Below are 20,309 nucleotides of genomic sequence, written 5' to 3'. Positions count from 1 at the left end.
AGGGTGTTGCGACTTAAAAGGTTGTTCGCACCTGTCGATTCTGTTCGGCTTCGGGTTTCCCTGGCCGCTGCCATTCGGTTGCCGCGCAAGATGCGGTCGGGTAAACCCTGCGCTTCGCGCGCTAAAGCGCGGCACCCGATTCTGAACCTCTGAAGCACTGCCAGGATAATCATGCATCGCTACCGGTCCCACACCTGCGGCGCGCTCCGCGACAGCCATATCGATCAGACCGTGCGCCTGTCCGGCTGGTGCCATCGTATCCGCGACCATGGCGGTGTGCTGTTCATCGACCTGCGCGATCATTACGGCCTGACCCAGTGTGTCGCCGATCCGGATTCGCCGGCCTTCAAGGTGGCCGAAACGCTGCGTTCGGAATGGGTCGTGAAGATCGATGGCAAGGTGCGCCGCCGTCCGGAAGGCACCAACAATGACGAACTGCCGACCGGGCAGGTCGAAATCTATATCGATGCCATCGAGGTGCTCGGCCCGGCCGCCGAACTGCCGCTGCCGGTGTTCGGCGATCAGGAATATCCGGAAGACATCCGCCTGAAATTCCGCTTCCTCGATCTGCGCCGCGAAAAACTGCATCAGAACATCATGACCCGCGGCGCCATCATCGACAGCATGCGCCGTCGCATGAAGGAGGGCGGCTTCTTCGAATTCCAGACGCCGATCCTGACCGCGTCGTCGCCGGAAGGCGCGCGCGACTTCCTGGTGCCGTCGCGCATCCATCCCGGCAAGTTCTACGCGCTGCCGCAGGCGCCGCAGCAGTACAAGCAGCTGCTGATGATGTCGGGCTTCGACCGCTATTTCCAGATCGCGCCATGCTTCCGCGACGAAGATCCGCGCGCCGATCGTCTGCCCGGCGAATTCTACCAGCTCGATCTCGAAATGAGCTTTATCGAGCAGGAAGACGTGTTTGCGGCGATGGAGCCTGTCATCACCGGCATCTTCGAGGAATTCGCCAACGGCAAGCCGGTGAGCAAGGACTGGCCGCGTATTCCTTACGCCGAAGCCATTCGCAAATACGGCAGCGACAAGCCGGATCTGCGCAACCCGCTGGTCATGCAGGATGTCTCCGAACACTTCCGCGGTTCGGGCTTCAAGGTTTTCGCGCGCATGCTCGAAGACCCGAAGAACCAGGTCTGGGCCATTCCAGGTCCGACCGGCGGTAGCCGCGCATTCTGCGATCGTATGAATTCCTGGGCGCAGGGCGAAGGTCAGCCCGGCCTCGGCTACATCATGTGGCGCGAGAACAATGAGGGCGCTGGCCCGATCGCCAACAATATCGGCGCCGAGCGTGCCGAAGCGGTGCGCGCTGCGCTCGGCCTCAAGGCCGGCGATGCTGCGTTCTTCGTCGCGGGCGATCCCGAGAAGTTCTACAAGTTCGCTGGTCTCGCCCGTAACAAGGTGGCCGACGATCTGAACCTCGCCGACAAGGAGCAGTTCAAGCTCGCCTGGATCGTCGATTTCCCGATGTTCGAATATAACGAGGACGACAAGAAGGTCGACTTCGCGCACAACCCGTTCTCGATGCCGCAAGGCGGACTCGACGCACTGAATGGCCAGGATCCGCTGACCATCCGCGCTTTCCAGTACGACATCGCCTGCAATGGTTTCGAGATCGCTTCAGGTGGCATCCGCAATCACAAGCCGGAAGCCATGGTGAAGGCGTTCGAGATCGCCGGTTACGGCGAGGAGACGGTGATCGAGCGCTTTGGCGGTATGTATCGCGCGTTCCAGTATGGCGCGCCGCCGCATGGCGGCATGGCTGCTGGCGTCGACCGCATCGTGATGCTGTTGTGCGGCACCAACAATCTGCGCGAGATCTCGCTGTTCCCGATGAACCAGCGTGCCGAAGATCTCCTGATGGGCGCGCCATCGGAAGCATCGACCAAGCAGCTGCGCGAAGCGCATATCCGGCTGAACCTGCCGGAGAAGTAAGACTCTTTCACCTCTCCCCACCGGGGAGAGGTCGCGCGTTCTTACGCGCGGGTGAGGGGGCTCGTGACGTCGGAGTTTGGGGCTCCCCCTCACCCGAAATCTACGCTGCGCTTCGATTTCGACCTCTCCCCGGAGGGGAAAGGTGAAACAAGCCGTGCCGACGAGCTAAATCCTACGGCCCGCTCTGCGCCTCGATCTCGAACAGCGAGATCGCATCCGGGCCGCCTGCTTTCAGCACATCGATCATCTCCAGCAGCCGCAGGCTTTGCTTTGGCGTCATGCTGACTTTCAGCGTGCCGTTCGGCTTCCTGATGAAGTCCACAAGTGCCGCACCGAACTTGCCGCCTGCCGGATCCCTCGCAGCCAGCGCTTCGCTGTTGAGCTGCACTTCGGCCATGATGGCGGTTCGTGCTTCCTCGATCATGATACCGTGCTCGCGCGCATATTTGGCGAGCAACAGATCGACGCCGCCGAGATCGCGCAACGTGATCTTGAGCGGGCCGGGCTTGATCAGCGACGTCGTGACAAGCGCCTGGGTTGGATTGGTCGTGAAGAGGTCGCGCAGCACGTTGTCGAGCGACAGTTCGGCATTGACGGCGAACAGCTTGCCGATCTCGAATGTGCCGGGCGTGAGCACCAGCTTCCTCTCGCTTTCGTTCCAGACGAGGCCGACATCGATCACGGCGGTGGCTTCATTGATGCCGACATCGCGCAACAGCATGAAGGGCTCGCCGTCTTTCTCCTCGATCGGGCCGGTCATGTTGAGCTTGAGCTGAACCTTGCTCGGGATCGGGCCGACGAACTGGCCCCAGCTCAGGCTGGCATCATGCAGGGTGACCAGCTTGCCGCTTTCCTTGTGCGGCACCACCATGTCCTTGAACTCGACGCTCTCCAGCACTTTCAGCATGCCGATGATGTCGTCATTGGACGGCGTTGCGCCGCGCACGGTCATCTTCGAGGTCTGGCGCATCAGGCCGGAAAAATCGAAGCCCTTCACAGCGAAGCGACCGATTTTGAACGGACCTTCCTTCGATTTGCCGTCGAGTCCCTCGACGGCGAATTCACTGATCTTGCCGCGATCGACATTGAAACGCATGGACGCAAGCTTCACCGGTCCATCCGGCGCCTGGAACGACAGGCCGCGCATTTCGGCATTGTCGAGCTGGATGCCTTCATAGGTCGAGGCCACGGTCTCGATCATCGCGCTGGTCTTGGCGGGATCAAGCGGTGCGTTCGCTGCAGGCAATGCGGCGAGCAATTCCTGCATCTTGAACTTGGACGGCTGGATCTTCATGCCGCCCATGCGAATGCCGTCGATACGGAACGCGGGGCCGTCATCCGATGTCAGCGTATAGGCGCCGGTGCTGACCTCTCCCTGAATGCGATAGAACTTGTCATCATTCATATGGGCGGGATCGAGCACGATTGCCGTGGCCGTGGCATCGAAATCCCGTGCGGTGATATCGGCGATCTCGCCCTTCATGCGCACCTGTTTGCCCGGCTGCGCCACGGTCATCGCGACATTGACGCGGCTCACATGCGAGGTCGCGACCTTGCCGTCCTTGATGTCGCGGATCGACAGATCGGAATAGACATAATCGGCGCCGCCCGGCAGCGCCGTGCCTTTTGCGGTCACCGTGACGGTCGGCGCCGTCAGCGCGCGCGCCGAGATGGCGGCGAATTGCGCGAGGCCGGCGCGATACATATCAAGCGGTGAGGTGATTTTGCTCTGTGCCGGCAACTGTGTCGGGCCGGAATAGTCGGCAATCTCGACGCGGGGCGCCTTGACCGTGACATCGAGGCCGCCCGACGGCGCGATCGCGCCGCTGGCGTCGATATCGGTGAGGACGATCTTGCTGGTTGTGAAGGTCGATGTGCTTGTGAGCCCCACGCCTGAGGCGGCGAAGCGGCCGACAGTGATCTTGGCTTGCTGCGGTGCACTAAATTCCACAGCGATATCGGAAATGGTGACATCGCGTGTCCACAGGCTGAAGGCGAGGTCGCCATGCTTGGCCTGTCCGCCGCCGGCGCGGATCTGTGCGAAGTTGGTTTCGATCTCGGTGGCGATCCGGTGCTTGATATAGGCTTCGGTGCCGAAATAGCCGCCGACAGCAGCGACTGCGACCACTCCGAGGCCGATGACAGTTTTGGACATGGAAAACTCCGTTAGCGGGCGATGTGATGCGTCAATGCCTGAGGTCGCCAACGATCGAATGGCAGCGCCGGAGCGCTGAGTGACACATTTGCGTGCAATGGCATCAAGGTACCCAATTTTTGCGCGGTTGGGCAAGGCAGTCATTCCTAAGACGCGCATGGCGCCCGATCGGTTCGAGGCGGGTTGGGCGAAATATCATCGCTGATGTGGCCTCTGACATGCGTCCGGAAGCGGTTGCGCCAATGCCGTCCGGCGGGATAGACATCGCGCTGAATCCGCTGAACAACCCATCATTCAGTTGTCCTGCAGTCCTTCCTGCTTGCCCCCGACCGGAGCGCTTATGTCCTCTCCTTCCTCCGAAGAATTGTCGCGCGCGGCGCTCGCTTATCATCGCCTGCCCAAACCGGGTAAGCTCGAGATCCAGGCGACCAAGCCGCTGGCCAATCAGCGCGACCTCGCGCTCGCTTACTCGCCCGGCGTTGCAGCGCCATGCCTCGCCATCGCCGCCGATCCCAATGAAGCCGCAACCCTGACCTCGCGTGCCAATCTCGTGGCGGTTGTGTCGAACGGCACGGCCGTGCTCGGCCTCGGCAATATTGGCCCACTGGCCTCGAAGCCGGTCATGGAAGGCAAGGCCGTCCTGTTCAAGAAGTTCGCCGGCATCGACGTGTTCGACATCGAGATCGCCGCCGACACCATCGAGCGCGTGGTCGAGACCGTCTCGGCGCTGGAGCCGACCTTTGGCGGCATCAATCTCGAAGACATCAAGGGACCGGAGTGCTTCGAGATCGAGGCGCAGCTCAAGGAGCGGATGAAGATCCCGGTGTTCCATGACGACCAGCATGGCACCGCCATCATCGTTGGCGCCGCGATCAAGAACGCGCTGCTGCTGAACGGCAAGAAGCTGCCGGATGTGAAGATCGTGTGCTCGGGCGCAGGTGCTGCGGCAATCGCGTGTTTGAACCTGCTGGTGTCGCTCGGTGCCAAGCGCGAAAATATCTGGGTCTGCGATATCGACGGCGTCGTCCATGAAGGCCGCAACACGCTGATGGATCGCTGGAAGGCCGTCTATGCGCAGAAGACCGATGCGCGCACGCTGGGCGATGTCATCGGCGGCGCCGACATCTTCCTCGGTGTCTCCGCGCCAAACGTGCTGAAGCCTGACATGGTCAAGGCGATGGCCGACAAGCCGCTGGTGCTGGCGCTCGCCAATCCGACCCCGGAAATCATGCCGGATGAGGCCCGCAAGGCGCGTCCGGACGCGATGATCTGCACCGGCCGTTCGGACTTCCCGAACCAGGTCAACAACGTCCTCTGCTTCCCCTTCATTTTCCGCGGCGCGCTGGATTGTGGTGCAACCGCCATCAATGAAGCGATGAAGCACGCAGCCGTGGATGCCATCGCGCAGCTCGCGCAGGATCCGCCGTCGGACGCCGTGCATGCAGGCTTCGAGAGCGAGACTCAGGGCTTTGGTCCGGGCTCGCTGATCCCGTCGCCCTTCGATCCGCGCCTGATCCTGCGCATCGCGCCGGCCGTCGCCAAGGCTGCGATGGAGTCGGGCGTCGCATCGCGTCCGATCACCAATTTCGACGAATACACCGCCGGCCTCGAGCGCTTCGCGTTCCGTTCGGGCCTGGTGATGAAGCCCGTCTTTGCGAAAGCCAAGACGCAGCCCGTCCGCGTGATCTATGCGGAAGGCGAGGACGAGCGCGTGCTGCGCGCCGTGCAGGTCGTGCTGGAAGAGAAACTGGCGCGTCCGATTCTTGTCGGTCGTCCGTCGGTGGTCGATGCGCGCATCAAGCGCTTCGGCCTGTCGATCAAGGCCGGGCAGGATTTCGACCTCATCAATCCCGAGGACGATCCGCGTTATCGCTCTTACGTGCAGTCCTATATCGACGTTGCCGGTCGTCGCGGCGTCACGCCTGATGCCGCACGCACGGTCGTGCGCACCAATGCGACGGTCATCGCAGCACTTGCCGTGATCCGTGGCGAGGCCGATGCGATGATCTGCGGTGTCGAAGGCCGCTTCATGAGCCATCTGCGCCATGTGCGCGAGATCATCGGCTTCCTGCCGGGCGTGTCCGATTTTGCGGCACTCTCGCTGATGATCACCAGCAAGGGCGCGCATTTCATCGCCGATACGCAGGTGCGTCCGAATCCGAACGCCCATGAGCTCGCTGAAATCGCAGCGCTCGCTGCGAACCACGTGCAGCGCTTCGCCATGAAGCCGAAGATTGCCTTCGTCTCGCATTCGGATTTCGGCAGCTACGATACGGACTCGTCGCGCAAGATGCGTCACGCCGCAGCCCTGCTGCGTGAAAAGCATCCGGAGATCGAGTCCGATGGCGAAATGCAGGGTGACACTGCGCTGTCGGAAGCAGCCCGCAAGATGGTTCTGCCGCATTCGAAGCTGGAAGGTGCTGCGAATGTGCTGATCATGCCGACGCTGGACGCGGCCAATGTCGCCTATCAGATGATCAAGACGCTCGGCGATGCGTTGCCGGTCGGTCCGATCCTGATCGGTCCGGCGCGTCCTGCGCATGTCCTGACACCGGGCGTGACCGCGCGCGGCATTCTGAACATGACGGCTGTTGCTGCGGTCGAAGCGCAGGAACGGGCAGGGCGTTCGCAGGCCAATCTGTTCGGCTGAGATGTTCTGACTGTCGTCGCCCGGCTCGATCGGGCGATCCAGTAAACACTGCGATATCGTTTATGCACTGCTGACTGTGTCGACTGGATCACCCGCTTTCGCGGGTGATGACAACGGCGCAGATCGTTATTTGACATTTGTATTTGCGACAAACTTGATCATACTTGTCGCGTTTCCATCCGCAGTCATTGCAGTTCGTGGGGCTTTCCTATGCCGGCGTTTATTACTTTCGGCCGCATTCTGTTTGCGGTGATCTTCATTGCCTCCGGCGCAAACAAGTTCCTCGATCTCGGCGTGGCCGCGGATGCCATTGCCAACAAGATCATTCCCACGCTGCCGGCTGAAATAACGCCCTACACGCAACAGCTCGAACAATTCACGAAGATGGAACTGAAGCAGATTCTCGCGATCGCGACCGCGGCGCTGGAACTGATCGGCGGCATCATGATCGCGCTGAACTTTGGTGCGCGATTCTTCGCCCTGGTGATGGTGCTTTTTGTGATGGCCGCGACGTTCTATTTCCACGACTTCTGGAATCTCACCGGCGCCGATGCGAAGGGCCAGATGATCCACGCGCTGAAGAACCTGTCGCTGATCGGCGGCCTGTTCATGATCGCGGGCATCGGCAAAGGTCCGCGCATGGATGGGTACAGCGAGACGTGATCGACGCTTTGCGTAGGATGGGTTGAGCGAAGGCGCAAAGCGCCGTAGCGATAACCCATCACCGCTGAGCGCATGTGGTGATGGGTTGTCGCTGCGCTCAACCCATCCTACGAATTACAAACGCCGCCAGGCCGTCACCGTCACATCATTCTCTGCATCCAGCACCCGCGTCTCGCTCGCTTTCAGTCCGTGGCTTGCCAGCACTTCATGCGCCGACTGCGCCGGCATACCCGGAAAACACGGCTGGCCATCGGGCAAGCGAACCCTGTGCGCTTCCGACAGCCAGAACACGTCGTAGCGATCGAGAAAAAGACCATAGACTTCCGGGCCGCCGATGATCGCGGCTGATCCGTCGGTGATGCCAGCCGCGTGTGCTGCGGCCTCGAAGGACGCGCCAGCGGGGTTCCAATAGACGGCTTGCGGGATGTCGTCGGCCAATGCCAGGGCAGCGACGCTGCGGGTCACGATGAGCCGTCGCCGCACGCGCTCGCGCGGATCGTCATCGCCGGAATTGCGGCCGTGGACGACGAGCGCCGCCCGCTTCAGGCCATCAACAAAGAAGCGATGGTCCGCCTTGAATCGCAACGCATCGGGCTGCTGGTGAGTTGCGTCGGTCAGCCGGCCGTCGGCGGAGACGATGACGAAGCCTTCAACCGTAATCGGCATTGCGCAGGCTATTCCGAGACCGTGGTCACGACGCTGTTCACCGGACGCGAGCTCACCGTCGGCAGTTTGGCGTCCTTGGTGATCGCTTCGTCATAGGACGCAATCGTCTGCACCGGCGCCTTGGCGCGCATCAGCACGACCTTGTAGCCGCCGGCTTTCAGCTTCTGCAGCAGCGTCGGCAGTGCTTCCGCCGTGTGCTTCTGGAAGTCGTGCATCAGGATGATGCCCTTGCCGAGCTTGTCGAGCTTGGTCATCACATTGGTGACGACCTGTTCGGCCTTGCGCGTCTTGAAATCGAAGCTGTCAATGTCGGTGGAGAAGATCGCCATGTTGCGTTCGCCGAGATAGGTGACGATTTCGGGCGGATGCTGCAAAGCCGGCGCGCGGAAGAAGGGGGCGGGCGCGGCGCCCAGGGCCCATTTCACGGCGCTGAAGCCTTTCTCGATCTCGTCCTTGCGCTGCTGTTCGGTGAGCTTCTTGTTGGTCAGCGCGACGTGGGCCCAGGTGTGCCCGCCCACGGTGTGGCCGGCGGCGGCGACCTGCTTGAGGATTTCCGGATAATAGGTCGCGTGCTTGCCAATCGGGAAGAAGACGGCGCGGACGCATTCATCGGCGAGGGTCTTCAACACAGTCGGCGTGGTGGTCTGCCATGGGCCGTCGTCGAAGGTCAGCACTACTTCCTTGTCGCGCAGGAAGTCGAGCTGCTTGAAATGCTCGAAGCCGAAACCGGGGCCCCCGGTGGTGTCGATCTCGACCACGCGGCTGACGCCGAGGGCATTGGGATTGGCGCAAGGCGGCGCCTTGGCTGCGGTCGGGGCGGGAGCAGGAGCAGGAGCAGGAGCAGGAGCAGGAGCAGGGGCAGGGGCAGGTGCAGCAGCCGGCGCGGGCGCGGCCGGAGCGGCAGCCTTCGGGGCCTGAGCCTGTGCGTGCATCGCCCAGAGCGAGACAGCGCTCGCCAAAAACACACCTGCAGACTTGCGCATGACGTCCCCCGTGGAACCGGCCTGCGGCCGGGTGAAAATCGGTTGGCTCGAAGTCTAGCGTGATTTCAGGCACCGCCGCCATGGTTGCGGGCCTTATCCCCAGCGTGGGATTTCTGGAATGGATTCAACTGTCAAACAGCCACGTCACTCCTGAAATCATGAGTCCTCATTCTCGCGGCGCCGAGGCGTCCGAGGTGTGAGCAGGTCTCCCCTCGAGACATGAGGGGAGGTGGCACGCCGCAAGGCGCACTTGAGTGGACTGGACGCTGCTCCTGCCTGCTGGATCGCCAGCAAACCGGAGCCGCGCAACGCCTTACGGCGCGCCACCGCGACGTTCTATCTGGCCGAAGGACCGTTCTTCCGGGTACTGGGCGCTTCCCATAAGGAAGCCATCCGACGGATTTCTCCGCCTTCGCCCGCACCACGTCCAGCCGCACTAGCGGCAGGGCCCCGTATTGGGCCCGGACGGTGACCCTCGACCACCCGAGTGCGTGAGGCCGCGTGAGCCTCCCGCCCGCAGGCGCCGCATCCACGTTCCGCCCAAAAGACGCCTCATGAGAGCGCCCCTCGCGAACGGGACAAGAGGGATATTGATGAGGATGGGAATTTTGTCAAGAACAAATTAAGAACAAATCTCCGTCCTCATGTTGAGGAGGCGCGAAGCGCCGTCTCGAACCATGAGATGGTGACACTCTCGAGCCTGCGGCCATCCTTCGAGACGCGCGCTTTGCGCGCTCCTCAGGATGAGGGTGGAGTGTGGGTCTTGTCTGTGCACCCGCGATCCTCTTTTGCAATCGCCACATATTCCGCCACCCGCCTAAATCTTGTCGCAGCCCGGCAAATCCTTGGACGCCTTAGCCAGATATGGTATCCGGGCGCAGTTCCTGACCACCACCCGAGACCGCCCGATCCCTGCCTCTCAGGCCGCGGCGGTGGAGATATGCTCACGATGACCAGTTCGGCTCCCAACGCCTCGTTCTTCTCTGCTTCGCTCGCCAAGGCCGATCCGGAAATCGCCGATGCCATCCGTGGCGAACTCGGTCGCCAGCGTCATGAGATCGAACTGATCGCGTCGGAAAACATCGTCAGCCGCGCCGTGCTGGAAGCGCAGGGCTCGGTGATGACCAACAAATATGCCGAGGGCTATCCGGGCGCGCGCTATTACGGTGGCTGCGAATTCGTCGATATCGCCGAGAACCTCGCCATCGAACGCGCCAAGAAACTGTTCGGCGCCCAGTTTGCGAACGTGCAGCCGAATTCCGGCAGCCAGATGAACCAGGCCGTGTTCCTGGCGCTGCTGCAGCCGGGCGACACCTTCATGGGTCTTGACCTCGCAGCCGGTGGCCATCTCACCCATGGTTCGCCCGTCAACATGTCCGGCAAGTGGTTCAAGCCGGCGCATTACACCGTGCGCCCGGACGACCAGCTGCTCGACATGGACGCCATCGCTAAGCAGGCAGAAGAGGTGAAGCCGAAGCTGATCATCGCCGGCGGCTCCGCTTATTCGCGCGCCTGGGATTTCAAGCGTTTCCGCGAGATCGCCGACAGCGTCGGTGCCTATCTGCTCGTCGATATGGCCCATTTCGCCGGTCTCGTTGCCGGTGGTGCGCATGACTCGCCGGTGCCGTATGCGCATGTCACCACCACCACCACGCACAAGTCGCTGCGCGGTCCGCGCGGCGGCCTGATCCTCACCAATGACGAAGCGCTGCACAAGAAGCTGAACTCGGCGATCTTCCCGGGCCTGCAGGGCGGTCCGCTGATGCATGTGATCGCGGCCAAGGCGGTCGCCTTCAAGGAAGCGCTGCAGCCGGAATTCAAGACCTATGCGGCCAATGTCGTCGCCAATGCCAAGGCGCTGGCCGAGACGCTGGTGGCCCAGGGCTTCAACATTGTGTCGGGCGGCACCGATAACCATCTGATGCTGGTTGACCTGCGGCCGAAGGGCCTGAAGGGCAATGTGTCGGAGAAGGCGCTCGTCCGTGCCGGCCTCACCTGCAACAAGAACGGCGTGCCGTTCGATCCGGAAAAGCCGTGGATCACCTCGGGCATCCGTCTCGGGACCCCGGCAGCCACGACCCGCGGTTTCGGCACCGACGAGTTCAAGCAGGCCGGCGAGTTCATCGCCGAAGTGCTGAGCGCCGTGGCGCAGTCCGGTGACGGCTCGGCGCCGCTGGTGGAAGCCGCGGTGAAAGACAAGGTGAAGGCGCTGACGGATCGTTTCCCGATCTATCAGTAACAGGTTCGTTCGTTGTTTTCGTCATTGCGAGGAGCGAAGCGACGAAGCAATCCAGCTCTTAGCTTTCTGGGTTGCTTCGCTTCGCTCGCAATGACGGGGGGATAAGTCGTCATGCGCTGCCCGAACTGCAACAGCCTCGATACGCAGGTGAAGGACTCGCGGCCTACCGAGGACTCGTCGGTGATCCGCAGGCGGCGCGTGTGCATCGCCTGCAATTTCCGCTTCACGACGTTTGAGCGCGTGCAGCTGCGCGAACTCACGGTGATCAAGCGCAACAGCCGCCGCGTGCCGTTCGATCGCGACAAGCTGGTGCGCTCGCTGCAGATCTCGCTGCGCAAACGCCCGGTCGATCCGGAGAAGGTCGAGACCATGGTCTCGGCCATCGTCCGTGAACTGGAAAGCGGCGGCGAGGCGGAGATTTCATCCGAGGCGATCGGCGAGATCGTGATGGAGCATCTGCGCGTGCTCGACGATGTCGCCTATGTCCGCTTCGCCTCGGTCTATCGCGATTTTCGCGAGGCGAAGGATTTTGAGGCGCTGCTCGGCGAACTCCACACCGATGAAGATGGACGGCCCACGGCCGCACGAAAATGATCTTCCGCATCCTGGAGGATCAGCATCGCGAAAAGCTGGCCACCGCGAAAGCCGACGATCTCCGCTTCATGCAGCTTGCGCTGACGCTTGGGCGGCGCGGGCAGGGGCGGACATGGCCGAACCCGGCCGTCGGCGCTGTGATCGTCAAGGATGGCGTGATCATCGGCCGTGGCTGGACGCAGCCGGGCGGGCGTCCCCACGCGGAGCCGGTGGCGCTGGCGCAGGCCGGCGCTGCGGCGAAGGGCGCGACACTGTATGTGACGCTGGAGCCGTGCTCGCATTTCGGCAAGTCGCCGCCTTGTGCGGATGCGATTGTTGCCGCCGGGATCGCGCGGGTCGTGGCGGCCATCGAAGATCCCAATCCCGACGTTGCCGGACAAGGCCATGCGCGCCTGCGTGCGGCAGGTATCAAAGTCGATGTCGGCCTGTGCGCCGAGGAAGCCGCGCGCGATCATGCCGGACACTTCCGCCGCATTCGCGACAAGCGTCCGCATGTGGTGCTGAAGCTGGCGGTGTCGCCGGATGGCAAGATTGCAGCTAGCGGCCACAAGCCGGTCGCCGTGACCGGCGAACGCGTGCGGTCGCGCGTGCATCTGCTGCGCGCGCAATGCGATGCGATCCTGGTCGGCATCGGGACGGTGATTGCCGACGACCCCGAACTGACCTGTCGCCTGCCGGGCATGGCGAAACGCTCGCCGGTGCGCGTGGTGCTCGATCGCGCGCTGCGCATTTCAGGCAACAGCAAGCTCGTGCATTCGGCCCGCACCACGCCGCTCTGGGTGATGACCTCGGATATTTCCGAAGCACCGGCCGCGATGGCGCTGGGCGCTGCGGGCGCGCAGGTGCTGCGCGTGCCGGCGGTGACATCGCCGGTGCCGGGGCTGGACTTGTCGGCGGTGCTGCATAGCTTGGCAGAGAAGGGCATCACGAAGCTGCTGGTGGAAGGCGGGGCGAAGATCGCGTCATCTTTCGTGAGCGCCGGGCTGGTCGACGAAGTCTGGCTGTTTCAGGGGCCGAATGCGATCGGCGCGAACGGTGTCAACGCGCTGGACGCATTGCCGCTATCGGCGATCACCGGGTCGTCGGGCTTCAAGGCGCGTGCTAGCGAGAGTTTTGGGGCGGATACGCTCACGATTTACGAGCGCACCTGACTCCGTCCCCTCATGGTGAGGAGCGCGCTCTTGCGCGGGTCTCGAACCATGAGATGGTGAAGCTCCGAGCTGGCGGCCATCCGTCGAGACGCCGCTTCCGCCTTCGCTCTGCGAGCTACGGCGGACAAGGCGCGGCTCCTCAGGATGAGGGGCGGAGTGGGGTGAGACGTAGGAAGAGAGAGTTTCATGTTTACCGGCATTGTCACCGATATCGGCGAGATCGAGAGCCTGACGCCTGTGGCGCAGGGGCAGCTGCACCGGCTGCGCATCCGCTGCGATTACGACCAGACCACCATCGCCGATGGTGCGTCGATCGCGAATAACGGCGTCTGTCTCACCGTGGTCGCGTCTGGCACCGCCAATGGCAAGACCTGGTTCGACGTCGATGCCGCAGCTGAAACGCTGGCGCTGACGACCGCCAAACACTGGCAGGTCGGGACCAAGCTCAATCTCGAGCGCGCGCTGAAGATCGGCGATGAACTTGGTGGCCATATCGTCGCCGGCCATGTGGATGGCATCGCCACCATCGTGTCGCGCGACAACCTGCCGGACATGGCACGGATCACCTTTCGCACCACGCGCGACCTGGCCAGGTTCATTGCCACCAAGGGCTCGATCACGCTGGATGGCGTGTCGCTGACGGTGAACACCGTGTCCGACGTCGAATTCGCCGTGCTGATCATCCCGCATACGCTGAGCGTCACCACGCTGGGCGAGGGCTGGCAGGCGGGCGCCGAGGTGAATATCGAGGTCGATCTGATGGCCCGCTATGCGGCGCGGCTGACGGAGATGGCCTGACGCTGCTCTTTCGGTCGTCATTGCGAGCGAAGCGAAGCAATCCAGGAGCCGCTGGCAAGAACTGGATTGCTTCGTCGCCAAGAGGCTCCTCGCAATGACGGAGGAATGTACCCGTGCATTGCCGCTTGGCATCCCCGCCGGTGGCGACTAAAACCGCGCGCAACCCGCTGATATTTCGATTGGAAGACGATGGCCGACCCGCGACGTGCCCCCCTGAAGGACCAGACCGACATCACCGGCGCCCGTGCGCTGATCGTCGAGGCCCGGTTCTATGACGATATCCAGGATGCCATGCTGGAGGCCGCGATCGCGGAACTGAAGGCCGCGGGCGTCTCCCATGATGTTCTCACCGTGCCCGGCGCGCTGGAAATCCCGGCCGCTATCGCCATTGCGGTGGATTCTGCCGAAAAGAACGGCAAGCCTTATGACTGTGCGATCGCGCTCGGCTGCGTGGTGCGCGGTGATACCATCCATTTCGAGATCGTCTCGATGGAGTCCTCGCGCGCGCTGATGGATTACTCCGTGACCGCCCGGTTCCCGCTCGGCAACGGCATCATCACGGTGAACACCGAGGAACAGGCCTGGGCCCGCGCCAAGGCGTCGGAGCTGAACAAGGGCGGCGATGCCGCCCGCGCCGCGCTCGCAATGCTGCGCATCAAGCGCCGCCTGGCGAAGGCGTAAGCGATGGGCGAGTTCAAGAAACCGGAACCCAAAGGCGAGCGCAAGGCGAACCGCCGCGGCGCCGCCCGTCTCGCCGCCGTGCAGGCGCTCTACCAGATGGATGTCGGCGGCACCGGCATCAATGAAGTGCTGGCCGAGTTCGAGAGCTTCTGGATCGGCAGCGAGGTCGAGGGCGAGCAGTATCTGCCGGCCGAAGGCGCGTTCTTCCGCGACGTCGTGTCGGGCGTGCTGCGCGACCAGAAGGAACTGGATCCGCTGATCGACGACGTGCTGTCGCGCGGCTGGCCGCTAGCCCGTGTCGAGGCGATCCTGCGCGCGGTGATGCGGGCAGGGGCCTATGAGCTGCAGCATCGCAAGGACATTCCGGGCCGGGTGATCGTGTCGGAATATGTGGACGTCGCGCATGCCTTCGTGGAGCGCGACGAGACCGGCATGGTGAATGCCGTGCTGGACCAGATCGGGCGGCAGTATCGGCCGGACGAGTTTACGCGCTGATTGTCTCTGGTTGTCATCACCCGCGAAAGCGGGTGATCCAGTAGACACCGCCGCTTGTTGATAGAACCGAATCGTCGCCGTTTACTGGATCGCCCGGTCAAGCCGGGCGATGACAGGGATAGTGAGAGACGATAGCCGATGGCATCCAACGAAGACTCGCTCATCTCCCGCTATTTTGCGCCGCTTGCCACCGATCCCGGCGCGTTCGGCCTGCGCGATGATGCCGCCGTGCTGAAAGCCGCAGGCGAAGACATCGTCGTCAATACCGATGCCATCGTCGAAGGCGTGCATTTCCTGCCCGACGACCCCCCCGACACCATCGCCCGCAAGGCGCTGCGCACCAATCTCTCCGATCTTGCCGCCAAGGGCGCTGTTCCCGCCGGCTTCGTGCTGACGCTGGCGCTGAAGGTGCAGGACGAAGCCTGGCTGGCGGAATTCGCGCGCGGGCTTGGCGAGGATATCGCCGAATTCGACTGCCCGCTGCTCGGTGGCGACACCGTGTCCACGCCGGGGCCGCTGATGATCTCCGTCACTGCCTTTGGCCGTATACCGGAGGGGCGGATCGTGCGGCGTGCGGGCGCGCAGATGGGCGACCTGATCGTGGTCACCGGCAGCATCGGCGATGCAGCATTGGGACTTGCGGTGCTTCAGGGGCGGCTGGCTTCGTCGAATGAGGACCCGCTGATCGAGCGCTATCGCGTGCCGCAGCCGCGCTGCGCGCTGGCGCGTGCGGTGCGGGATCATGCGACGGCGTCGATGGACGTGTCGGACGGGCTGGCCGGCGATCTCGCCAAACTATGCGCGGTGTCGGGTGTTAGCGCGGTGGTCGAGACGGCGATGCTGCCACTGTCGGCACCGGCCGGCGCGCTGCTGGACGCCGGCATGATCGGCTATGAGGCGCTGGTGGCGGGCGGCGACGACTACGAAATTCTCTGCACCATGCCGGAGGAGCGGTTGGCGTCCTTCATGGCACAGGCGGACGAGGCGGGCGTTGCTGCTGCGGTGATTGGCGAGATCGTCGCGGGTGAGGGGCCGCCGCGCTTTGTCGATGCGGCGGGCGGCGAGATCGTCTTGAAGCGGCATTCCTACAGTCACTTTTAAAGCGCGATGGTTGCCGCGAACTAACCTCTCCCCGCATCTTGCGCGGGGAGAGGTCGCCGCGTCTTCGCGGCGGGTGAGGGGCCGGGCACGCGAGAAGTGTCAAGCCAGATATCAGTCGTTTGAGAGATTCGATGGTGCAGGCGGGTGGAGAGCTCGTGCCATGCCCCTCACCCGATCCGGCTTCGCTGCGCTCCGCCGGCTCGACCTCTCCCCGCAAAAGGGCGGGGAGAGGTTATCGAGCGTCGCTGCATCTCCCCTACATCCCCTCCAAATTAGCAGCCTTCTTCCATCTGCGGACGTTGCACGCCGATACCGGATTTGACATGCTTCCTGTTACGAGAGGCCGTCCTCACGTACTCAGGACAGGCCTCCGATCATATGCGCCATCATAACAAGGCGCCGGGCAGGAAGGACTGAGGCAGATTCCATGACAGCATTGTGGGTGATCGTGCTCTGCGGGGCACTGTCGATCGTTTACGCGATCTGGGCGACAAGTTCGGTGTTGAAGGCGGATGCCGGAAATGCGCGAATGCAGGAAATCGCAGCGGCGGTGCGCGAAGGCGCGCAGGCCTATCTGCGGCGGCAATATCTCACCATCGGCATCGTCGGCGTCGTGATCTTCGTGCTGCTGGCTTACTTCCTCGGCATGCTCGTGGCCGTGGGCTTCCTGATCGGCGCGGTGCTGTCGGGCGCGGCCGGTTTCATCGGCATGAATGTCTCGGTGCGCGCAAACGTCCGCACCGCGCAGGCGGCGACCAGTTCGCTGGCCGGCGGACTTGAACTCGCCTTCAAGGCGGGTGCCATCACCGGCATGCTGGTGGCGGGCCTGGCACTGCTCGGCGTCACCATCTACTTCATGATCCTCACCCAGAGCCTCGGCCACGCCGCCAACAGCCGTATCGTCATCGATGCGCTGGTGGCGCTCGGCTTCGGCGCCTCGCTGATCTCGATCTTCGCGCGTCTCGGCGGCGGCATCTTCACCAAGGGTGCCGACGTCGGCGGCGATCTCGTCGGCAAGGTGGAAGCGGGCATTCCCGAGGACGATCCGCGCAACCCTGCGACCATCGCCGACAATGTGGGCGACAATGTCGGCGACTGCGCCGGCATGGCGGCCGACCTGTTCGAGACCTATGCGGTGACCGCGGTCGCCACCATGGTGCTCGCGGCGATCTTCTTTGCGACGTCACCGCTGCTGGTGAACATGATGACGCTGCCGCTCGCCATCGGCGGCATCTGCATCATCACCTCGATCATCGGCACTTTCTTTGTGAAGCTCGGCGCCAGCCAGTCGATCATGGGCGCGCTGTATAAGGGCCTGATCGCGACGGGTGTGCTGTCGCTGTTCGGTCTCGCTTTCGCGATCTACTGGCTGGTCGGTTTCGGTCCGCTGGCGGGCGCGAAATATACCGGCTTTGCGCTGTTCGAATGCGGCGTGGTCGGTCTGGTCGTCACCGGCCTGATCATCTGGATCACTGAATACTACACCGGCACCGACTATCGTCCGGTGAAGTCGATCGCGCAGTCCTCGGTCACCGGTCACGGCACCAATGTGATCCAGGGCCTCGCGATCTCGATGGAGTCAACCGCGGGTCCCGCCATCGTCATCATCGCCGGCATCCTCGTCACCTATAGCCTCGCCGGCCTGTTCGGCATCGCCATCGCCACCACCACCATGCTGGCGCTGGCCGGCATGATCGTGGCGCTCGATGCCTTCGGCCCCGTCACCGACAATGCCGGCGGCATTGCCGAAATGGCGGGCCTGCCGAAGGAAGTGCGCAAGGCCACCGATGCGCTCGATGCGGTCGGCAACACGACGAAGGCCGTCACCAAGGGCTATGCGATCGGCTCGGCCGGTCTCGGCGCACTGGTGCTGTTCGCGGCCTATAACGAAGACCTTAAATTCTTCATCGCCAATGCCGCGAAGTATCCGTACTTCAAGGACGTGCTGCCCGACTTCTCGCTGAACAATCCCTATGTGGTGGTCGGCCTGCTGTTTGGCGGCTTGCTGCCCTACCTGTTCGGCGCGATGGGCATGACGGCGGTGGGCCGCGCGGCCGGTGCCATCGTCGAGGAAGTGCGGCGTCAGTTCCGCGAGAAGCCGGGCATCATGCAGGGCACCGACAAGCCGGATTACGGCCGGGCGGTGGACCTGCTGACGCGCGCGGCGATCAAGGAAATGATCATTCCGTCGCTGCTGCCGGTGCTGTCGCCGATCGTGGTCTACTTCCTGATCTATGCGATTGCGGGCGGCGGTGCGGCCGGCAAGTCGGCGGCGTTCTCGGCCGTTGGCGCCATGCTGCTCGGCGTCATCGTCACCGGTCTGTTCGTGGCCATCTCGATGACCTCGGGCGGCGGTGCCTGGGACAATGCCAAGAAGTATATCGAGGACGGCCATTTCGGCGGCAAGGGCTCGGATGCCCATAAGGCAGCCGTGACCGGCGACACCGTCGGCGATCCCTACAAGGACACGGCTGGTCCTGCCGTGAACCCGATGATCAAGATCACCAACATCGTGGCGCTGTTGCTGTTGGCGATCTTGGCGCATTGATCTGTGGACGTAGGGCGGATGAGCGAAGCGTCATCCGCCGTTCTTCGCCACATGCGCTCGGCCGGCGGATGACGCCTTCGGCTCATCCGTCCTACTGGACGAGCGTTACGACCAACGCAAAGGTCCCGCGGTGAGAGCCGCGGGATTTTTTGATGGGTTTCGCTACGCTCTACCCATCCTACGGCATCTTGCTATGCTGATGGCCCGGCGCTCCCTCATAGGTCCACTCGCATGATCCGAAGCTCAATCCCAACGGCACTTTTCTTGTGTTTCGTGACTTGCGTCGCTCCGGCTGCCGCCGCCGAAAAATGCCCCATCAGCGATGACGCCGCTGCCAAAGCGGGCGGCTTGGCCAATGCCGTGACCGCCGCCGTCAAAACCGAGTTCAGCTGCGAAGGCGCGTTTCGCGTCCTCGATCTCTGCCAGCTCGGCTCCACCGCGGACAATGCGCTGTCCGACATGGTGCTGGCGAAATGCGAACCGCGTTTCCTGCCCAAGGCGCAGCCTGCGACAAGGGCCGCGTATGAGAAGGCGCGGGCGAAATGCAGTAAAATCGCCGCAAAGGACGGCACCATGTATCAGGGGCAGGCGGCGGTTTGCCTCGCGCGCACCGGGCGCGATTTTGCGCGGAAGTACGGGACGAAATCGTAGGATGGGTTAAGCGCAGGCGCGTCGCGCCGGAGCGATACCCATCACCACGCGCTCCGGCGTTTGTGGTGATGGGTATCGCTCCGCTCAACCCATCCTACGGCCGTGGGCCTGGATTGGAATCGACCAATGACCGATGTTCTGCAGCTGGATCGCTATTTCGAGCGGATCGGATTCAGCGGAAAAGCTGCGCCCGACCTTGCGACGCTGACGGCGATCCACGCGGCGCATGTCAATGCGATCCCGTTCGAGGGGATCAATCCGCTTTTGAAGCGTCCGGTCGATCTCGACCTCGCATCCCTGCAGCGCAAGCTCGTGGAGTCGCGGCGCGGCGGCTATTGTTACGAACATAACGCTGTGTTGCGCGCCGCGCTGGAAGCCATCGGTTTCAGGGTCACAGGCCTCGGCGGGCGCGTGCGGTGGAATGCGCCGCCGGACAGCCCGCTCGGGCCGAAGACGCATATGCTGCTGAAAGTCGATCTGCCCGATGGGCCTTATCTCGCCGATGCCGGCTTCGGCGCCTGCGTGCTCGATGCGCCGCTGCGGCTCGCCACCGATATCGAGCAGTCCACGGCGATGGGCACGTACAAGCTGACGGAGGCGGACGGGCGATTGTGGCTGGCCGCCAAGCGGGCAGGTGGCTGGCGGACCATGTATGTGTTCGATCGCATCCCGCAATTGCCGTCGGACTACGAGCTCGGCAATTGGTACACATCGACCAATCCAGCCGTGCCGTTCCCGACCACGCTGGTGTTGGAGCGCGTCACCGGCGATCGCCGGTTCAAGCTGGTCAATCGCCATCTCATCGTCGAGGCGCGTGATGGCGAGCAGGTCTCGACGCGGACGCTGGAGAGTGCCGGGGAGTTGCGGCAGGTGCTCGACGAGACGTTCAATGTCGCATCGCCGGTGCCGGTCGAGGAATTGTGGGCGATCATCAATCGCGTGCAGGCGTAGGCCGGATAAGGCGTAGCCGTCATCCGCCGCGGAGCTTGC

Annotated in this window: 16 protein-coding genes; 13 read left to right on the top strand and 3 right to left on the bottom strand. The window is 63.2% G+C overall.

The features are described 5' to 3' along the window. Positions 1–171: 171 nt before the first annotated feature. Positions 172–1,944, top strand: a complete 1,773-nt coding sequence (aspS, locus tag ACIQ2A_RS10770) for an aspartate--tRNA ligase (protein ID WP_398478761.1) — start codon at positions 172–174, stop codon at positions 1,942–1,944. A gap of 172 nt (positions 1,945–2,116) precedes the next feature. Here aspS and ACIQ2A_RS10765 read toward each other — a convergent pair whose 3' ends face one another. Continuing rightward, positions 2,117–4,099, bottom strand: a complete 1,983-nt coding sequence (locus tag ACIQ2A_RS10765; protein ID WP_398478759.1) for a hypothetical protein — start codon at positions 4,097–4,099, stop codon at positions 2,117–2,119. Positions 4,100–4,439: 340 nt separating this feature from the next. Between ACIQ2A_RS10765 and ACIQ2A_RS10760 the strand changes: the two genes are divergently transcribed. Further along, the gene (locus tag ACIQ2A_RS10760; protein WP_398478757.1) at positions 4,440–6,749 is read left to right on the top strand and encodes an NADP-dependent malic enzyme; all 2,310 of its coding nucleotides are present in this window, start codon (positions 4,440–4,442) and stop codon (positions 6,747–6,749) included. 210 nt (positions 6,750–6,959) lie between these two features. Next, a complete protein-coding gene (locus tag ACIQ2A_RS10755; protein WP_398478755.1) occupies positions 6,960–7,412 on the top strand; it encodes a DoxX family protein in 453 nt (150 codons plus the stop codon). A gap of 114 nt (positions 7,413–7,526) precedes the next feature. Here ACIQ2A_RS10755 and ACIQ2A_RS10750 read toward each other — a convergent pair whose 3' ends face one another. After that, positions 7,527–8,078, bottom strand: a complete 552-nt coding sequence (locus tag ACIQ2A_RS10750; RefSeq protein ID WP_398478753.1) for a dihydrofolate reductase — start codon at positions 8,076–8,078, stop codon at positions 7,527–7,529. Between the two features lie 8 nt (positions 8,079–8,086). After that, on the bottom strand, positions 8,087–9,061 hold the full coding sequence (locus ACIQ2A_RS10745; RefSeq protein ID WP_398478751.1) for a polysaccharide deacetylase family protein: 975 nt from the start codon (positions 9,059–9,061) through the stop codon (positions 8,087–8,089). A gap of 940 nt (positions 9,062–10,001) precedes the next feature. Between ACIQ2A_RS10745 and glyA the strand changes: the two genes are divergently transcribed. The 10 genes from glyA to ACIQ2A_RS10695 all read left to right on the top strand — a co-directional run bounded on the left by glyA (position 10,002) and on the right by ACIQ2A_RS10695 (position 20,270). Next, positions 10,002–11,300, top strand: a complete 1,299-nt coding sequence (gene glyA, locus ACIQ2A_RS10740; protein ID WP_398478749.1) for a serine hydroxymethyltransferase — start codon at positions 10,002–10,004, stop codon at positions 11,298–11,300. A gap of 111 nt (positions 11,301–11,411) precedes the next feature. Continuing rightward, positions 11,412–11,894 (top strand): transcriptional regulator NrdR, encoded by a 483-nt coding sequence (gene nrdR, locus ACIQ2A_RS10735; RefSeq protein WP_398478746.1) that lies wholly within the window; start codon positions 11,412–11,414, stop codon positions 11,892–11,894. Beyond that, positions 11,891–13,045 carry a bifunctional diaminohydroxyphosphoribosylaminopyrimidine deaminase/5-amino-6-(5-phosphoribosylamino)uracil reductase RibD gene (gene ribD, locus ACIQ2A_RS10730; protein ID WP_398478744.1) on the top strand — a complete coding sequence of 385 codons (1,155 nt, stop codon included), beginning with the start codon at positions 11,891–11,893 and terminating at the stop codon, positions 13,043–13,045. The genes nrdR and ribD overlap by 4 nt, the downstream gene beginning before the upstream one ends. Before the next feature lie 186 nt (positions 13,046–13,231). Next, the gene (locus ACIQ2A_RS10725) at positions 13,232–13,843 is read left to right on the top strand and encodes a riboflavin synthase (RefSeq protein ID WP_398478742.1); all 612 of its coding nucleotides are present in this window, start codon (positions 13,232–13,234) and stop codon (positions 13,841–13,843) included. Positions 13,844–14,032: 189 nt separating this feature from the next. Next, positions 14,033–14,524: a 6,7-dimethyl-8-ribityllumazine synthase gene (gene ribH, locus ACIQ2A_RS10720; protein ID WP_398478740.1), complete on the top strand. Its 492-nt coding sequence runs from the start codon at positions 14,033–14,035 to the stop codon at positions 14,522–14,524. 3 nt (positions 14,525–14,527) lie between these two features. Next, positions 14,528–15,019, top strand: a complete 492-nt coding sequence (gene nusB, locus ACIQ2A_RS10715; protein ID WP_398478738.1) for a transcription antitermination factor NusB — start codon at positions 14,528–14,530, stop codon at positions 15,017–15,019. A gap of 138 nt (positions 15,020–15,157) precedes the next feature. Next, positions 15,158–16,120: a thiamine-phosphate kinase gene (gene thiL, locus ACIQ2A_RS10710; protein WP_398478736.1), complete on the top strand. Its 963-nt coding sequence runs from the start codon at positions 15,158–15,160 to the stop codon at positions 16,118–16,120. 427 nt (positions 16,121–16,547) lie between these two features. Then, positions 16,548–18,668: a sodium-translocating pyrophosphatase gene (locus ACIQ2A_RS10705; RefSeq protein ID WP_398478733.1), complete on the top strand. Its 2,121-nt coding sequence runs from the start codon at positions 16,548–16,550 to the stop codon at positions 18,666–18,668. 360 nt (positions 18,669–19,028) lie between these two features. Next, positions 19,029–19,319, top strand: coding sequence for a hypothetical protein (locus tag ACIQ2A_RS10700; RefSeq protein WP_398478731.1), 291 nt, complete (start codon positions 19,029–19,031; stop codon positions 19,317–19,319). A 126-nt stretch (positions 19,320–19,445) separates the two neighbouring features. After that, positions 19,446–20,270 carry an arylamine N-acetyltransferase gene (locus tag ACIQ2A_RS10695; RefSeq protein WP_398478729.1) on the top strand — a complete coding sequence of 275 codons (825 nt, stop codon included), beginning with the start codon at positions 19,446–19,448 and terminating at the stop codon, positions 20,268–20,270. The last annotated feature ends 39 nt before the right edge of the window (positions 20,271–20,309 follow it).

The organism is Tardiphaga sp. (assembly GCF_044336785.1).
Classification (GTDB): Bacteria; Pseudomonadota; Alphaproteobacteria; order Rhizobiales; family Xanthobacteraceae; genus Tardiphaga.
Note: the sequence above shows the minus strand (reverse complement) of the source record. Positions and strands in the feature narration are given on the sequence as shown.

What these genes read in the sequence shown, in the direction of transcription:
- aspS (WP_398478761.1), top strand. Translation starts at nt 172, where the DNA reads ATGCATCGCTACCGGTCCCACACCTGCGGCGCGCTCCGCGACAGCCAT.
- ACIQ2A_RS10765 (WP_398478759.1), bottom strand. Translation starts at nt 4,099, where the DNA reads ATGTCCAAAACTGTCATCGGCCTCGGAGTGGTCGCAGTCGCTGCTGTC.
- ACIQ2A_RS10760 (WP_398478757.1), top strand. Translation starts at nt 4,440, where the DNA reads ATGTCCTCTCCTTCCTCCGAAGAATTGTCGCGCGCGGCGCTCGCTTAT.
- ACIQ2A_RS10755 (WP_398478755.1), top strand. Translation starts at nt 6,960, where the DNA reads ATGCCGGCGTTTATTACTTTCGGCCGCATTCTGTTTGCGGTGATCTTC.
- ACIQ2A_RS10750 (WP_398478753.1), bottom strand. Translation starts at nt 8,078, where the DNA reads ATGCCGATTACGGTTGAAGGCTTCGTCATCGTCTCCGCCGACGGCCGG.
- ACIQ2A_RS10745 (WP_398478751.1), bottom strand. Translation starts at nt 9,061, where the DNA reads ATGCGCAAGTCTGCAGGTGTGTTTTTGGCGAGCGCTGTCTCGCTCTGG.
- glyA (WP_398478749.1), top strand. Translation starts at nt 10,002, where the DNA reads ATGCTCACGATGACCAGTTCGGCTCCCAACGCCTCGTTCTTCTCTGCT.
- nrdR (WP_398478746.1), top strand. Translation starts at nt 11,412, where the DNA reads ATGCGCTGCCCGAACTGCAACAGCCTCGATACGCAGGTGAAGGACTCG.
- ribD (WP_398478744.1), top strand. Translation starts at nt 11,891, where the DNA reads ATGATCTTCCGCATCCTGGAGGATCAGCATCGCGAAAAGCTGGCCACC.
- ACIQ2A_RS10725 (WP_398478742.1), top strand. Translation starts at nt 13,232, where the DNA reads ATGTTTACCGGCATTGTCACCGATATCGGCGAGATCGAGAGCCTGACG.
- ribH (WP_398478740.1), top strand. Translation starts at nt 14,033, where the DNA reads ATGGCCGACCCGCGACGTGCCCCCCTGAAGGACCAGACCGACATCACC.
- nusB (WP_398478738.1), top strand. Translation starts at nt 14,528, where the DNA reads ATGGGCGAGTTCAAGAAACCGGAACCCAAAGGCGAGCGCAAGGCGAAC.
- thiL (WP_398478736.1), top strand. Translation starts at nt 15,158, where the DNA reads ATGGCATCCAACGAAGACTCGCTCATCTCCCGCTATTTTGCGCCGCTT.
- ACIQ2A_RS10705 (WP_398478733.1), top strand. Translation starts at nt 16,548, where the DNA reads ATGACAGCATTGTGGGTGATCGTGCTCTGCGGGGCACTGTCGATCGTT.
- ACIQ2A_RS10695 (WP_398478729.1), top strand. Translation starts at nt 19,446, where the DNA reads ATGACCGATGTTCTGCAGCTGGATCGCTATTTCGAGCGGATCGGATTC.